Consider the following 14247-nt stretch of genomic DNA (forward strand, 5'->3'; position numbering starts at 1 on the left):
AAGCCTCTGAGTCGTTCTCGCTGAGATTTAACGGATTTCGTGCTCATTCTCGGCGATTAATTGTAGTCTCGTTGAGCTAGGCATTTGTTTGGGGAACTGTGAGCCTGCACCCCCACGCGACCCGTTGCGCTTCGCTAGTAACTGTTGGGTGGCCACGGCTGTGCTCAATTGAGAGCCGCACTGGGGATGAAGGCCACGAGGCCGGAGAGGAAGCTGCCGATCGCAGCTAGCGTCACGAGGGCGGCCTTGCCATCTGTGAAAAGTCCTGAGCAGAAGGTGCGGACCTGGCGTCGCAAGATCAGCATCTTGAGCTTCTGCCAACGATGCTGGCGGATGTGGCAGCCCATAAGGAGTCCGGCCGCGTTGTTGCGGCAACCATCTTCCCGTCCTCTGACGGGGGCGCCGCATGTCGCTGGCGCTTGGAAGAGTGACCAGATCAGGACCAGAGCTGACAGAGTGGCGACAACCGTCGGCCCCGCTGCCTTGTTGATCCATGCGGCGATCAGCAAGACCGCCGCGATAATGCCCCACCATTGCCCCAAGCCGCCGAGTCGACTGCTTCTCGCCCCCGAAGTCGCCATGGTCTCCATCGTGACGAGACGTGTGCGTCCCAGCGGCCCGCCCTGGCTTCCTGGCTGAAAAGGACCTGAAGGTGGCCGATGAGCGATGTCGGACAACCCGCTGTGGCCCAGGGTGGGGGCCATGGCCACAGAGGTTACTGAGGTAGTCAGCGGCTTCTTGCCCATTTCCGGAGACGGAGCGATTCCTTCGGGCGGGACGGCCCCCAGTTCGCCTCGAAGGGGTCACCTGGCTTGACCCCCGTCCCGTCGATGCTGCAGTATCCTGCCGGGTTCTTGTCCAGGTATTGCTGGTGGCACTCATTCTTTTTGCGTAGGATTAGTTACCCTTCGTAAAGGGGTGGGAAGTGAACGAAGCGGCACCGGTGATCCCGGTTGTCTCATACGCGCGTATCTCCGCCGACACGGCCAGGGACGGTCATGGCGTCGAGGACCAGCACAAGGCGAACCGGGAGACGGCGGCCCGTCTCGGCTGGACGATCGTGCACCGCTACACCGACAACGACCTGTCGGCGGCAAAGGCGGCGGTGGTGCGTCCGGACTTCGAGGCGATGGTGAAGGCGCTCAAGTCGGGCCATATGCCGGACGGGCAGTTCGTACGCGGCGTCATCGTGGTCGCCGACGACCGGCTCACGCGCCGGGCGGGCGACTACGAGCGTTTCGTGGACGCGCTCACGTACGAGGAAGGGCGGCTGTACGCAGATGCCAGGGGTTCGAAGAACCTCTACAGCGAGGACGTGGAGTCCATGGGGCTCTTCGGCGTCGTTATCTCCAAGATGGAGGTGCGTAAGATGCAGCGGCGTGCACGCCGCTCGCATCGCGCTCGCGCGGAGCTGGGCATCCCGGTCGGTGGAAAGCGTCCGTTCGGCTGGCAGGGCGACAAGCTCAGGCTGGAGCCCGAGGAAGCGGAGTGGCTGGCGAAGGGCGCCCGCGAGGTGATCGCGGGCAAGTCCCTGCACTCGATCCTCCGGGAGTGGCGGGAGGCAGGCGTCCGCACGGTCAACGACAAGGAATGGGCGAGCCGTTCGCTCAAGCTCGCGTTATGGAACCCGCGGCTGTGCGGCTGGCGGAAGCACAATGGCGAGTTGGTGCGTGATGCCAACGGCATTCCGATTGTTGGTCTCTGGGAGACCGTCATCACACCCAAGGAATGGATGGCCATCGACGCCATCTTCTCGGCCCGTGTCGGTCCCAACACGAAGGCTGACGGATCGGTCACGGACTACCGCACTCCCTCGTACCTGCTGACGGGAATCCTTCGGTGCGGAAAGCCTCGTGAGGACGGTCAGATCTGCAACTCGCCCCTCAGGGCAACCGCAAGAGCGGACCTCTCCGGAGGCTATCTCTACCAGTGCCCCAGCAAAGAGATGGGCGGGTGTGGGGGCACTGGACGGAACGGTGCCAAGATCGATGAATCCATCACGGAGGCCGTGCTCTCGAAGCTGGAAGAGAGGGCGGCAGGGAAGACGCGCGCCGATGCGGTGTGGGGAGGGGAGGAAGAGCTGGCCCGCCTGATGGCCAAGCAGCGCAAGCTTCTCCAGGCGTGGCAGGAAGACCAGGTCTCGGATGAGCTGTTCTTCCCTGAGAATCAGAGGATGGAGGCGCGCGTCAAGGAACTCCGAGCGGACAGAACGCGTCACGCCCTGAGTCAGCAGCGGGCCGCCGAAGTCACTGGCGATGTACGCGAACGCTGGACCTCGGGCAGGTTGGACCTGGCACAAAAGCGCACGTTGATCAGGGAGGTACTGCAAGCGGTGCTTGTGCTTCCTGTGGGAGGCGGAGGTAGGCGACCCTTCAATCCTGATCTACTGGTACCGAAGTGGCGGGACTGACCAGTTGAGTCCGCATACGGGGGCGTCGGCTGAATGGCCGGCGCCGTGCTTCGGGCGATTATCGCCAGCCGAGTGGGTGGCGACCGCGACCGAGTGGGCTTCATGGAGTTGCCGCACCTCCTGCAGTTCGGTTGCTCCGCCGAGCGATTGCCGATCACCTTGCACGGCCGCATCGAAGCACAAGGGCGAGAAGGCACCCCTTCAGGCACGTCAGAGGCGGCACGTTGAACGTGACGGACCGCAGTCCGTGCCAGTGATCCCGCCGGTAGCTTGGCACCCATGACGGTGGCGTTGATCGACTCAGGGCTTGGCCTCCTTTCGACCGCAGGATGGCTTCGATCCCTCGCCCCGGAACTCGATCTGCTTCTCCTTCTGGACCCTGACGGCGCCCCCTGGGGGTCCAGAACGTCCTCCTTCGTCACGGACCGCCTGCTCAGCGCCGCCCAGTTGGCTGTCCAGCGTGGCGCGGAGGCCATCGTGGTCCCCTGCAACACCGCCACCGTCACCGCGATCGACGCTCTGCGTGAGAGTTTCGAACCCGGCGTGGCTGTGATCGGGACCGTTCCCGCCGTGAAGTCCGACGCCGTGGCCGACCAGGACTTCGCAGTGTGGGCAACCGTCCGGACCACGGCGAGTGACTACCAGAATCGCCTGATCGCAGACTTCGCGAATGGTCGGCCTGTCGCACGGGTCGCATGCCCCGGACTGGCCGAGGCTATCGACCACGGAGGTACGGCCGCAGCAGCGGAGGCGATCGCCGACGCAGCCGAGCGCACTACCCAGAAATGCACCTCCATGGTGCTGGGATGCACGCACTACCCCCTGGTGGCGCCAGAGATTCTGCAGAGGCTGCCTGCCGGAACCGTGCCCGTATGACAGTGCGGAAGCAGTAGCCCGCCAGACCCTGCGGCGATTGGGCCGGACCACGGAATCGCGCAGTTCCACGGGCTCCATCGACGTGGTGGTCAGCGGCCGCCGCGGAACACTCCCAGATGGTGCCCACGCCTACCCGGTGGGTCGTGCCCTTGCTGCAACAGCATGGGTGCCCCGCGACATTCTCATCACCGCCGCAACACGCGCCTCGACGACTACTCCAGCGAAGCCGGGGGCTTATTCGTCGTCGGCTTGGGCCACACCGATCGGGCACGAGACGCCCGTCCCGCCGATCCCGCAGTAGCCGTTAACGTTGCGGTCCAGGTACTGCTGGTGATACGGCTCAGCGGCGTAGAATTCGCGGCCCTCGGCCGGCTGGATCTCCGTCGAGATCGTGCCGTACCCCGAGCCCGTCAGGACCTGCTGGTACGCCTCGCGGGACGCGGTCGCCGCGGCTTCCTGGGCCGGGGAGTGGGTGTAGATCGCCGAGCGGTACTGGGTGCCCACGTCGTTGCCCTGGCGGAAGCCCTGGGTCGGGTTGTGGGACTCCCAGAAGATCTTGAGCAGGGTCGTGTACGGGACGACCTCCGGGTCGAAGACCACCCTGACCGCCTCCGTGTGACCGGTGAGGCCCGAGCAGACCTCCTCGTACGCCGGATTCACCGTGGAGCCGCCCTGGTAGCCGACGAGCGTCGTCCAGACGCCCTCCGTCTGCCAGAAGATGCGCTCGGCGCCCCAGAAACAGCCCAGGGCGAAATCGGCGGTCTCCAGCTGCGCCGGGTACGGGCCGGCCAGCGGATTGCCCAGGACCGTGTGGCGGGCGGGCAGCTCGAATTCCGGGGTGTCCCGGCCCTTCAGGGCCTGGTCCGGGGTGGGGAGCTGGGGGGTGCGGTTCAGGAACATCGGCTGCGGCTCCTCGGGGAGTATGGGTGCACCCCGTGCAACGCACGGGTCCCGGTCAGGATTCCTGCTGGTCCCCGGAGGACGTCCGGCGCTCCAGCCACGCCGCCGTCTTCCTCCTGGACCGGAGCCAGAAGTAGGCGCCGAAGCCGATCAGGACCAGCGGTATGAGGCGTGTCATCGGGCTCGCTCGTTCCTCTTCGGGTTCCCGCCCGCGGGGATGCGGTGCGGGGGTGCCGTGCGGTGTGCCGCCAGCCTACTCAGCGGGCTCAGCGGGCTCAGCGGGCTCAGCGGGCTCAGCGGGCTCGGCGGGCTCGGCGGGCTCGGCGGGTTCAACGGGGCAGGGTGGCCGGGCTGCCGCCGTTCGCCTCGTACCCCGCGACCGCCAGCGCCCGGTACACCGCGTACACCCCGGCCGGATCCTCGTCGAGCGTCCACGGCAGCGCCCCCACATGGCCGTCGATGCGGACCAGCTGGTTCATCGCCTCCGACCAGCGTTCGGACCGGACCAGGAAGAGCACCAGCAGATGCCGTACGTGCGCGAGCACCGGGTCGTCGGCGCGGGCCGTGTGCACCGCGTGCATCGCCCCCTCCACCGCCCTGGTGACGACGACGCTCTGGTAGAAGCTGCGCACCAGTGTGACCTCGGGCAGGTGCTCGTACACGGCGAAGAGCGGGAGCGCGGCGAGCAGCGAGCCACGGGGTGCGCGGGCCGCCGCCGCGTGCGCGAACTCGTCCGCCCGGTCGCGCGACCCGTGCCACTTCTCGCACCAGTAGTGCAGCGCGGCCAGATGCGCCCCCATGTGCTCGGGCGCGCGGTCGATCACCTTCGCCCACAACTCCTCGAACTGCGGCTCGGGGTAGGCGAGTCCACGTCCGACGGCCAGCTCCACGATGTACGGGACGGGGTCGCCCGGGGCGAGCAGCGCCGCTTCGCCGCAGACGGTGCGCGCCTCCTCCAGGATGATCCGGAAATCGTCGGTCCGTGCGCCGTCCGGCGACTCGGAGCGCCACGCCTGCTGCACCAGGAACGCGGCGTGCACCTGGGCCGCGCCCGCGTCCTTGGGGGACTCGGAGCGCCAGTTGCGCAGCCAGGCCCCGCCGACGCCCGGCCGCTGCGACAGCTCCAGTGAGGCCGCCCCCGCGAAGGCCTGCACCCGCTGCCAGCGCAGCTCGCCCTGCCGGGGCGTACCGGCGAGCAGCTGGGCGGCGGGCCGCCAGTTCTGGGTGTGCTGCACCACCTCCAGCACATCGAGCAGATCCTGGTCCGGGCCCGGCAGCCGTATGTCCAGTTCCTCCTGGCGCAGGAACCCGTAGTCATCGGGGTCCGCGGCGTCCGGGGAACCGGGCAGCACCTGGTGGATGCCGCCGCGTCTGCGCAGCAGCAACGGGCCGAGCACTGCCGCGAACATGCCAACCGCGAGCAGGAACCAGAGAATCTCCATGAGTCAAGCGAACCAGACACGACCGACATCTGACCACTACGCTCGGTTCCCATGAGCGACGAGCACAGCGTGCACCAGAGTTTCGAGACCCTCGCGATTCATGCGGGCAACACCGCTGACCCCCTCACGGGCGCGGTCGTGCCCCCCATCTACCAGGTCTCCACGTACAAGCAGGACGGCGTGGGCGGGCTGCGCGGCGGCTACGAGTACAGCCGCAGCGGCAACCCGACCCGTACCGCCCTTGAGGAGAACCTGGCGGCCCTGGAGGGCGGCCGGCGCGGGCTCGCCTTCGCCTCCGGCCTCGCCGCCGAGGACTGCCTGCTCCGTACGCTGCTGACGCCCGGGGACCACGTGGTCATCCCGAACGACGCGTACGGCGGCACCTTCCGGCTGTTCGCGAAGGTCGTGTCCCGGTGGGGCGTCGAGTGGTCGGTCGCGGACACCACGGACCCGGCATCGGTGCGGGCCGCCATGACGCCCCGTACCAAGGTGATCTGGGTGGAGACCCCCTCCAACCCGCTCCTCGGGATCACGGACATCGCGGCGGTGGCCGACGTGGCGCGCACGGCGGGCGTGAAGCTCGTCGTCGACAACACCTTCGCCAGCCCCTACCTCCAGCAGCCGCTCGCGCTCGGCGCGGACGTCGTCGTGCACTCGATGACCAAGTACATGGGCGGCCACTCGGACGTGGTCGGCGGTGCGCTGGTCGTCAACTCCGACGACCTCGGTGAGGAGTTGGCGTACCACCAGAACGCGATGGGCGCGGTCTGCGGGCCGTTCGACGCCTGGCTGGTGCTGCGCGGGATCAAGACGCTGGCCGTACGGATGGACCGGCACAGCGAGAACGCCACGCGGATCGCGGAGATGCTGACCCGGCACCCGAAGGTCAGCAGCATCCTCTACCCGGGGCTGCCCGACCACCCCGGCCACGAGATCGCGGCCAAGCAGATGCGGTCGTTCGGCGGGATGGTCTCCTTCCGGGTCCGGGGCGGCGAGGAGGCGGCGGTCGCGGTCTGCGACCGGGCGAAGCTGTTCACGCTGGGTGAGTCGCTCGGTGGGGTGGAGTCGCTGATCGAGCACCCGGGGCGGATGACGCACGCGTCGGTGGCCGGTTCGGCGCTGGAGGTTCCGGGGGATCTGGTGCGGCTCTCGGTGGGCATCGAGTCGGCCGACGACCTGCTCGCGGATCTGCAGCAGGCGCTGGGCTGACGGCCGGGCCGGAACTGGACCGGGAACTGGGCTGACGGCTGGGCCGAGAACCGGGCTGAGGCCCGTCCGGTCGGGGCGGCGGATGGCTGCGGACGGGCTCGCAGTCATCCGTCGCCGCTCAGTAGCCCTCCACCGGCGGTGTGATCCGGGCCGGGGGCGGCGCCCACGGCTGGGTCAGGGTCGCCCACACCACGAATCCCACGAGCACCGCCGCCAGCAGCAGCCACGCCGCTCTCCGGCCCGCCGTGCGGCGACGCCGTATCCGGGTGCCGCGCTCCGCCGCACGGACCGCCAGGTCGGCGGGGACCGGCGGATGCGGGCCCTTCAGCATCCGGCGGACCATCTCCTCCTTGCGGTCCGGCAGGCTCACGGCGTCGCCACCTCGGGCCGCCGGGGCGCGGCCTCCGGCGGGGTGCTGCGCAGGGTCGCCGTCGCATGGCCGCAGATCGCACGGACCCGCTCCGCCGGCAGGCCGACCGCCGCCGCGACCTGCTCCTCGGGGATCCCCTCGTACAGCCGCAGCACCACGATGAGGCGCTCCTGCGGGGTCAGCCGCCCCAGTACGCCGCCGCCCGCCGGGTTCGAGGGACGGCCTGCGCCTGCCGTCCGTCCCGGCCGGCCCGGCAGCTGCGGCCGGTGGTGGCGCCAGGCGCTGTGGGCGAAGTGGGCCGCCAGCTCCTGACGGGTGTGTTCGTACGGATCGTCGCCGCGCAGCCGGTCCCAGTGCGCGTACGTACGGGAGAGCGCCGCCAGCAGCAGCCGCTGCGCCCGTGGGGAGTCTCCGGTGGGCTCGGCCGTCAGCAGTACGGCCGCATGGAGGAGCCGTCCGGCCGCACCCGCGACGAACGATTCGAACTCCTCGTCGCGGCGGCGTTCCCGTGCTGCTGTCCGCTCCCGCACAGTGCCTCCCTGCTCTCATCTGAGAGCAGGCCGCGGCACCCGGTCAAGAGGTCGGCGCGCCCGGCTCCTGGGTGCCTGCCGTACGGGTGGGGAGCGACGAGTTGAAGCGGGTCAACAGGGCGCAGAAGGTTTCGCGCTCCTCCTGCGTCCAGCCCTCGGTGACCTGGACCATCAGCTCGCGCCGTGAGGAGCGCACCTCTTCCAGGCGGGTCTGGCCGCGCGGGGAGAGCTGCAGGACGACCGCACGCCCGTCCTCGGGGTGCGAGGTGCGCTTGACCAGCCCGGTGTCGACGAGCGGGGCGACCTGCCTGGTCACCGTCGAGGAGTCGATGCCCATGCTCGCGGCCAGGGCCTTCACTCCCATCGGGCCCTCCCGGTCCAGCCGGTTGAGCAGCAGATAGGCCGCGCGGTCCATCGAGTTGCGCGCCTGGCCGACGCCTCCCATCCGGGTCTGCTCGGCGCGGCGGGCGAAGAGGGCCACCTGGTGCTGGAGGGCATCGAGGAAGCCGGGGTCGATATCAGAAGTCATGTCCTGAGAAAGGGGCATGGCCGGGGGCTCTCTTCGTACGGTGGGCGGACAGTGGGGGACAGAGTACGCGGCCCGGAGCGGGCCCGTACCTGCGCTGCTTCAACCGTTGTGAACATGACGGTCCAGCCGTTGCCTGTCCGTCGGCTCCGGCGGCCAGGACGGCGCCGAGCTGCGAGACTTGGCGCCATGAGCTTCGGTACGTCACACCCCCTGCCGCCGCTGATCCTTGACGACGTCCTCGGAGCGCAGAAGATGCTCTCCGGAGTGTCACGGATGACGCCTGTCGAGGGCAGCAGACATCTCTCGCGTCTCGTCGGGTCACCGGTCCGCTTCAAGTGCGAGAACCTCCAGCGGACCGGTTCGTTCAAGCTGCGCGGCGCCTATGTCCGGATCGCCGGGCTGACTCCCGAGGAGCGCGCCGCCGGGGTCGTCGCGGCCAGCGCGGGCAACCACGCGCAGGGCGTCGCCCTCGCCTCGTCCCTTCTGGGGGTGCGCTCCACGGTCTTCATGCCGATGGGCGCCCCGCTGCCGAAGGTCGCCGCGACCCGTGAGTACGGCGCCGAGGTCCGGCTGCAGGGGCAGGTCGTCGACGAGACGCTCGCCGCCGCCCAGGAGTACGCGCAGGAGACGGGCGCCGTCTTCATCCACCCCTTCGACCACGCCGACATCATCGCCGGGCAGGGCACGGTGGGCCTGGAGATCCTGGAGCAGTGCCCCGAGGTGCGGACGATCGTCGTCGGGATCGGCGGCGGGGGTCTTGCCGCGGGCATCGCGGTCGCGGTGAAGGCGCTGCGGCCCGATGTGAAGGTGGTCGGTGTGCAGGCGGCGAACGCCGCCGCGTACCCGCCCTCGCTCGCCGAGGGGCGCCCGGTGTCGGTCGAGGCGCAGGCGACGATGGCCGACGGCATCAAGGTGGGCCGCCCCGGAGACGTGCCGTTCGGGATCATCCGGGAGCTGGTGGACGAGGTCCGCACGGTCTCCGAGGACGAGCTGTCCAGCGCGCTGCTGCTCTGCCTGGAGCGGGCCAAGATGGTCGTGGAGCCGGCCGGCGCCAGCCCGGTCGCCGCCTTGCTGAGCGACCCCGGGGCGTTCGAGGGGCCGGTGGTCGCGGTGCTGTCGGGCGGCAATGTGGACCCGTTGCTGATGCAGCGCATCCTCACGCACGGGATGGCGGCCGCGGGCCGCTTCCTGTCGCTGCGGCTCCGGCTGACCGACCGCCCGGGTGCGCTCGCGACCCTGCTGCGCGTGCTCTCGGCGGCCGACGCCAACGTGCTCGATGTGAGCCATGTGCGGACGGATCCGCGGCTCGGCCTGACCGAGGTCGAGGTGGAGCTGCATGTGGAGACGAAGGGCCCCGAGCACTGCACGGAGGTCAGCGCCGCGCTGCGGGACGCGGGGTACACCGCCATCGGGTGAGGTGTGGGACTTGGGGCGTGAGGCGTGGCGGATGAGGCCTGGTGGCACATGAGGGCGGCGACGCCTGGCCGGGTGGTCACCATGGGGCCAGAATGTTCCCTGAACGTTCACCGTCCAACGACAGACCACGGGACAGCCGGGTTCCTACTCTTGCGAGGCTCCGCACCACGCGTACTTCCCCCACTCATCGGAGGACCGCTGTGCCTGGAACCATGCTCCGTACCACCCGCCGCACCCTCGTCGCCCTGGCATCCGCCGTGGGCATCGCTGCCGCCTGGGCCGGAGCCACCCCGGCGCAGGCCGCCGGCGTTCCCACTCCCGACCACGTCATCGTGGTGGTGCTGGAGAACCACGGGTACGACCAGATCATCGGCAGCCCGGACGCCCCATACATCAACTCTCTGGTGGCCGGTGGGGCGAACCTGACGAACATGCACGCCGAGACCCACCCGAGCCAGCCGAACTACTACGCGCTCTTCTCGGGCGACACCCAGGGCATCACCGACGACTCCTGTGTCACCCCCGGCTTCAGCGCGGCGCACAACCTCGGCTCCGAACTCATCGCCGCGGGCAGGAGCTGGGGCAGCTACAACGAGTCACTGCCGGCGCAGGGGAGCACCACCTGCAAAAGCGGCTCGTACGCGCAGAAGCACAACCCGTGGTTCGGCTTCAGCAACGTGCCGGCCTCGACCGCCGACACGTTCGCCCAGTTCCCGTCCGACTTCACGAAGCTGCCGCAGGTGTCGTTCGTCATCCCGAACCTGCAGAACGACATGCACGACGGCACCGTGAAACAGGGCGACACCTGGTTGCGGAACAACCTCGGCGCGTACGCGACCTGGGCCAAGACCCACAACAGCGTGCTGGCCATCACCACCGACGAGGACGAGGGCACCACCAGCAACAACATCCCGACGGTCCTCTACGGCCAGCCGGTCACCGCAGGCAGCAGCTCGTCGGCCCGGTACAGCCATTACGACCTGCTGCACAGCGTCGAGGACATGTACGGCCTGCCGCACGCCGGCAAGTCGGCCTCGGCGTCCGACATCAGCGGCGTCTGGACCTCGTGAGACATCACCTGATCGCGACTGCGTACGACGCATGACCACGGGCCGGCGGAGCGACTCCGCCGGCCCGTGGTCATGCGGGGCCCCGGACACCGATTCGCGGAACCCCCTGCGAAGACGCGATACATCGCGTTAGTGTGTGGCCTGCGTCACTCGCCGGGGGGCGGTGTGGCTGAGGCAAATCTACGATGTGTCCGTAAAAGTACCCAAAAATGCAACATGGGGGAGCGCACATGCCTGGCGCCATCTATGCCGAGGGTCTGGTGAAGACCTTCGGCGACGTACGAGCACTGGACGGCGTGGATCTCGATGTGCCGGAAGGCACGGTCCTCGGCCTGCTCGGGCCCAACGGCGCCGGCAAGACGACGGCCGTCCGGGTCCTGACGACCCTGCTGCAGCCCGACACCGGGCGGGCGGTCGTGGCCGGGATCGACGTGCTCACGCACCCGACGGAGGTACGCAGGTCGATCGGTCTGTCCGGGCAGTTCGCCGCGGTCGACGAGTACCTCACCGGCCGGGAGAACCTGCAGATGGTCGGGCAGCTCTACCAGATGTCCGCACGCGACGCGAAGCGGCGTGCGGTCGAGCTGCTCGACCGCTTCCACCTCGCCGACGCGGCCGACCGCCCCGCCAAGACGTACTCAGGCGGGATGCGCAGGCGGCTCGACCTCGCCGCCGCCCTCGTCGTGTCGCCGCCCGTGATGTTCATGGACGAGCCGACCACCGGGCTCGACCCCCGGAACCGTCAGCAGCTCTGGGAGGTGATCCAGGACCTGGTGGCAGGGGGTACGACGCTGCTGCTCACCACCCAGTACCTCGAAGAGGCCGACCACCTGGCCCATGACATCTGCGTCATCGACCACGGAAAGGTCATCGCCCGCGGTACGTCGGACCAGCTCAAGGCCCGCACGGGTGGCGAGCGCGTCGAGGTCGTCGTCCACCAGCCCGGCCAGATCGGCCCCGCCCGCGAGGTGCTGGCCGCTCTGGGCAAGGGCGAGGTCGCCGTCGCGGAACACACCCGGAAACTGACCGTCCCGGTGACGGGCGGCGCCAAGCTGCTCGCCGAGGTCATCAGGGACCTGGACGGGCGAGGCGTGGAGATCGACGACATCGGGCTGCGCCGCCCCACGCTCGACGACGTGTTCCTCTCACTCACCGGCCATGTGGCCGAGGCGGAGGCCGACCCCGACGCCGGTGGCGGCACCCCCACAGGCACCGCGACCACAGGCACCGCAACAACAGGCACCGCAACCACCAGCAGCGCAACCACGAGCACCGAGGAGGCCGGCGAATGAGCGCCGTCACGGAGGCCGCACCCAAGCCGCTCGCCCCGCGGCCGCGCGGCGGGATCATCCAGTCGGTCAACGACTCCCTGGTCATCGCCAAACGCAATCTGATCAGGATGACCCGCATCCCCGAGATCGTGGTCTTCGGCCTGGTCCAGCCGATCATGTTCGTGGTGCTCTTCAGTTACGTCTTCGGCGGGTCCCTGGTCGTCAACGGCTCGACCAGCGCTGTGGGTTACCGCAACTTCCTGATGGCGGGCATCTTCGCCCAGACCGTGACGTTCGCCACGGCCGGTGCGGGCGCCGGTATCGCCGACGACATGCACAAGGGCCTGATCGACCGGTTCCGCTCGCTGCCGATGGCCCGGGGCGCGGTGCTCACCGGACGTACGATCGCCGACCTGGTCCAGACGGCGCTCACCCTGGTGGTGCTGGCGATCGTGGCGCTGCTCGTCGGCTGGCGCACCCACGAGAACATCGGGAAGGTGCTCGGCGGCTTCGGACTGCTGCTGCTGCTCGGGTACGCCTTCTCCTGGATCGGTGCGCTGATCGGCCTCTCGGTCCGCACACCGGAAGCGGCCACATCGGGCGGGCTCGTCTGGCTCTTCCCGGTGACCTTTGTCTCGAACGCGTTCGTGTCGACGTCCATGATGCCGGGCTGGCTGCAGCCGATCGCCGAGTGGAACCCCTTCAGCGCGACCGTCCAGGCCTGCCGCGTCCTCTTCGGCAACCCGGGTGTGTCGACGTCGGACGCCTGGCCCATGCAGCACCCGGTCTGGGCCTCGCTGATCTGGTCGCTGGTCATCTTCGCGATCTTCCGCACCCTGGCGGTCCGCAAGTACCGCTCGGCAGCGGCCTGACACCGGGCAGGCCGCCCACAGTCTCTGATCTCACAACCTCTGAGCCCACAACCTCTGAGCCCACAACCTCTGAGCCCCCGGCCGCGGTGCGCGGCCGGGGGCTCATGCGGTGCTGTGTGTCCGGGTCGGGGTCAGCCCTGGAACGGCTCGGCCTTGAGGATCTTCACCGTGGCCGTCTTGCCGTTCGGCAGTTCGTAGTCGGCGTTCTCGCCGACCTTCTTGCCGATCACACCAGTGCCCAGTGGGGACTGGGGGGAGTACGTCTCGAAGTCCGAGCTCGCGTACTCGCGGGAGGCGAGCAGGAACGTCATCGTGTCGTCCTCGTCGCCGTCGAAGGCGATGGTCACGACCATGCCGGGAGCCGCTTCGCCGGAGGCCGCGGGGGCCTCGCCGACCTTCGCGTGTTCGAGCAGCTGGGTCAGCTGGCGTACGCGCAGCTCCTGCTTGCCCTGCTCCTCCTTGGCCGCGTGGTACCCGCCGTTCTCGCGCAGGTCACCCTCCTCGCGGGCGGCCGCGATCTTGGTGACGATCTCCGAGCGTGCGGGACCCGACAGATACTCCAGCTCAGCCTTCAGCTGGTTGTACGCCTCCTGGGTCAGCCAGGTGACGTTTTCGCTGGTCTGGGTCACTGGTGCTCCTCGTAGGTACCGGAAATACAAAGCATCGCCCTACCCAGAAGGATGTGCCTCCAGGGGCGGGCGAAACCACGAGCCTAACAATTCAAGAGCCGAAGGGGGAGGACCGAAGCGTCAGGAAGGTGCACCGGCGGATCCGGAACCGCGTGCCGCGCCGTCTCCGCGGGCGCCGCGTCCGGCTGCCGGGCCGGGCAGGAGCTGGTCCGGCAGGCAGGCACCCGCCGGGCGGGTCAGGTGGTGGTCTGGCAGCCGACGAGCTCGACGCTGGTGGCCCTGGACGTGGTCCGTACGGTGACGACCTGGTCGATCCGGGTCTTCTTCTCGTCGAACCTGGCGTCCTTGCGGCCGACCTCGTCACCGTCGGTGGCCCGCAGGCGCAGGGTGCAGGTCCCGTGGAGTCCGGCGTCCTTGCGGACCTCCAGATGGACGTCGACCGCGTGGTCCGACGCGATGTCCCAGGCGATGACCTCGCCGCTGACGGACTTGCCGCCGACGGACTGGTAACCGAACCAGCCGACGACTCCGATCACCACGGCGCCGAGCACCGCGCCGATGATCTTCAGCTTGCGGTCCGCGCGCTGGTCCGCGGAGCGGCCGTAGCGGCCCTCGGGAAGCTGTTCGCCAACCGCCGTCATGATCGTTCCTCCAGTGCAGGGGATCCCGGAATTTTCCGTCCCCTCAGTCGGTCACTATAGAAGCCGCCGATTGCGACGAATC

Annotated in this window: 16 protein-coding genes; 7 read left to right on the top strand and 9 right to left on the bottom strand. The window is 69.0% G+C overall.

The genetic code is table 11. From position 1 onward, the window contains the following. Positions 1-164: 164 nt before the first annotated feature. A complete protein-coding gene (locus OHB13_RS23655) occupies positions 165-581 on the bottom strand; it encodes a hypothetical protein (RefSeq protein ID WP_328378414.1) in 417 nt (138 codons plus the stop codon). Between the two features lie 344 nt (positions 582-925). Here OHB13_RS23655 and OHB13_RS23660 point away from each other — a divergent pair, with 344 nt between their 5' ends. Further along, positions 926-2410 carry a recombinase family protein gene (locus OHB13_RS23660; protein ID WP_328378415.1) on the top strand — a complete coding sequence of 495 codons (1485 nt, stop codon included), beginning with the start codon at positions 926-928 and terminating at the stop codon, positions 2408-2410. Positions 2411-2689: 279 nt separating this feature from the next. Further along, entirely contained in the window at positions 2690-3286 is a 597-nt protein-coding gene (locus tag OHB13_RS23665) for a glutamate racemase (protein WP_328378416.1), read from the top strand. A 234-nt stretch (positions 3287-3520) separates the two neighbouring features. On the opposite strand, the gene msrA is transcribed toward OHB13_RS23665, so the two are convergent. The 3 genes from msrA to OHB13_RS23680 all read right to left on the bottom strand — a co-directional run bounded on the left by msrA (position 3521) and on the right by OHB13_RS23680 (position 5628). Further along, a complete protein-coding gene (msrA, locus tag OHB13_RS23670) occupies positions 3521-4186 on the bottom strand; it encodes a peptide-methionine (S)-S-oxide reductase MsrA (RefSeq protein ID WP_328378417.1) in 666 nt (221 codons plus the stop codon). Between the two features lie 55 nt (positions 4187-4241). Then, a complete protein-coding gene (locus OHB13_RS23675; protein ID WP_266853782.1) occupies positions 4242-4364 on the bottom strand; it encodes a hypothetical protein in 123 nt (40 codons plus the stop codon). Between the two features lie 151 nt (positions 4365-4515). Beyond that, positions 4516-5628, bottom strand: a complete 1113-nt coding sequence (locus OHB13_RS23680) for a hypothetical protein (RefSeq protein WP_328378418.1) — start codon at positions 5626-5628, stop codon at positions 4516-4518. Between the two features lie 51 nt (positions 5629-5679). On the opposite strand from OHB13_RS23680, the gene OHB13_RS23685 reads away from it, so the two are divergent. Then, positions 5680-6837 carry a cystathionine gamma-synthase gene (locus OHB13_RS23685; RefSeq protein ID WP_266853779.1) on the top strand — a complete coding sequence of 386 codons (1158 nt, stop codon included), beginning with the start codon at positions 5680-5682 and terminating at the stop codon, positions 6835-6837. A 118-nt stretch (positions 6838-6955) separates the two neighbouring features. Here OHB13_RS23685 and OHB13_RS23690 read toward each other — a convergent pair whose 3' ends face one another. Genes OHB13_RS23690 through OHB13_RS23700 form a run of 3 tightly spaced genes read right to left on the bottom strand, consistent with a single transcriptional unit; the run spans position 6956 to position 8284 of the window. Beyond that, the gene (locus OHB13_RS23690) at positions 6956-7207 is read right to left on the bottom strand and encodes a hypothetical protein (protein ID WP_266853777.1); all 252 of its coding nucleotides are present in this window, start codon (positions 7205-7207) and stop codon (positions 6956-6958) included. Continuing rightward, the gene (locus tag OHB13_RS23695) at positions 7204-7737 is read right to left on the bottom strand and encodes a sigma factor-like helix-turn-helix DNA-binding protein (protein WP_328378419.1); all 534 of its coding nucleotides are present in this window, start codon (positions 7735-7737) and stop codon (positions 7204-7206) included. Before OHB13_RS23695 ends, OHB13_RS23690 begins: the two co-directional genes overlap by 4 nt. A gap of 43 nt (positions 7738-7780) precedes the next feature. Then, positions 7781-8284: a MarR family winged helix-turn-helix transcriptional regulator gene (locus OHB13_RS23700; protein ID WP_266853774.1), complete on the bottom strand. Its 504-nt coding sequence runs from the start codon at positions 8282-8284 to the stop codon at positions 7781-7783. A gap of 168 nt (positions 8285-8452) precedes the next feature. Between OHB13_RS23700 and ilvA the strand changes: the two genes are divergently transcribed. From ilvA to OHB13_RS23720, 4 genes are all read left to right on the top strand, one after another. Beyond that, a complete protein-coding gene (ilvA, locus tag OHB13_RS23705; protein ID WP_266853773.1) occupies positions 8453-9682 on the top strand; it encodes a threonine ammonia-lyase in 1230 nt (409 codons plus the stop codon). 212 nt (positions 9683-9894) lie between these two features. After that, positions 9895-10752 carry an alkaline phosphatase family protein gene (locus tag OHB13_RS23710; RefSeq protein ID WP_328378420.1) on the top strand — a complete coding sequence of 286 codons (858 nt, stop codon included), beginning with the start codon at positions 9895-9897 and terminating at the stop codon, positions 10750-10752. Between the two features lie 230 nt (positions 10753-10982). Then, a complete protein-coding gene (locus tag OHB13_RS23715; protein WP_328378421.1) occupies positions 10983-12044 on the top strand; it encodes an ATP-binding cassette domain-containing protein in 1062 nt (353 codons plus the stop codon). After that, positions 12041-12895, top strand: coding sequence for an ABC transporter permease (locus tag OHB13_RS23720; RefSeq protein WP_266853767.1), 855 nt, complete (start codon positions 12041-12043; stop codon positions 12893-12895). Before OHB13_RS23715 ends, OHB13_RS23720 begins: the two co-directional genes overlap by 4 nt. A gap of 131 nt (positions 12896-13026) precedes the next feature. Here the strand turns inward: OHB13_RS23720 and greA are convergent, their stop codons facing one another. Then, positions 13027-13524: a transcription elongation factor GreA gene (gene greA / locus OHB13_RS23725; RefSeq protein WP_266853765.1), complete on the bottom strand. Its 498-nt coding sequence runs from the start codon at positions 13522-13524 to the stop codon at positions 13027-13029. 236 nt (positions 13525-13760) lie between these two features. Further along, positions 13761-14165 (bottom strand): DUF4307 domain-containing protein, encoded by a 405-nt coding sequence (locus tag OHB13_RS23730; protein WP_266853763.1) that lies wholly within the window; start codon positions 14163-14165, stop codon positions 13761-13763. Between the last annotated feature and the right edge of the window lie 82 nt (positions 14166-14247).

The organism is Streptomyces sp. NBC_00440 (assembly GCF_036014215.1).
In the GTDB taxonomy this organism is placed as follows: Bacteria; Actinomycetota; Actinomycetes; order Streptomycetales; family Streptomycetaceae; genus Streptomyces.

Bases quoted from the DNA above. Each gene is read 5' to 3' on its own strand.
- OHB13_RS23700 (WP_266853774.1), bottom strand. From the start codon at position 8,284: ATGCCCCTTTCTCAGGACATGACTTCTGATATCGACCCCGGCTTCCTC.
- OHB13_RS23665 (WP_328378416.1), top strand. From the start codon at position 2,690: ATGACGGTGGCGTTGATCGACTCAGGGCTTGGCCTCCTTTCGACCGCA.
- OHB13_RS23710 (WP_328378420.1), top strand. From the start codon at position 9,895: ATGCTCCGTACCACCCGCCGCACCCTCGTCGCCCTGGCATCCGCCGTG.
- msrA (WP_328378417.1), bottom strand. From the start codon at position 4,186: ATGTTCCTGAACCGCACCCCCCAGCTCCCCACCCCGGACCAGGCCCTG.
- OHB13_RS23715 (WP_328378421.1), top strand. From the start codon at position 10,983: ATGCCTGGCGCCATCTATGCCGAGGGTCTGGTGAAGACCTTCGGCGAC.
- OHB13_RS23655 (WP_328378414.1), bottom strand. From the start codon at position 581: ATGGCGACTTCGGGGGCGAGAAGCAGTCGACTCGGCGGCTTGGGGCAA.
- OHB13_RS23685 (WP_266853779.1), top strand. From the start codon at position 5,680: ATGAGCGACGAGCACAGCGTGCACCAGAGTTTCGAGACCCTCGCGATT.
- OHB13_RS23720 (WP_266853767.1), top strand. From the start codon at position 12,041: ATGAGCGCCGTCACGGAGGCCGCACCCAAGCCGCTCGCCCCGCGGCCG.
- OHB13_RS23730 (WP_266853763.1), bottom strand. From the start codon at position 14,165: ATGACGGCGGTTGGCGAACAGCTTCCCGAGGGCCGCTACGGCCGCTCC.
- ilvA (WP_266853773.1), top strand. From the start codon at position 8,453: ATGAGCTTCGGTACGTCACACCCCCTGCCGCCGCTGATCCTTGACGAC.
- OHB13_RS23675 (WP_266853782.1), bottom strand. From the start codon at position 4,364: ATGACACGCCTCATACCGCTGGTCCTGATCGGCTTCGGCGCCTACTTC.
- OHB13_RS23680 (WP_328378418.1), bottom strand. From the start codon at position 5,628: ATGGAGATTCTCTGGTTCCTGCTCGCGGTTGGCATGTTCGCGGCAGTG.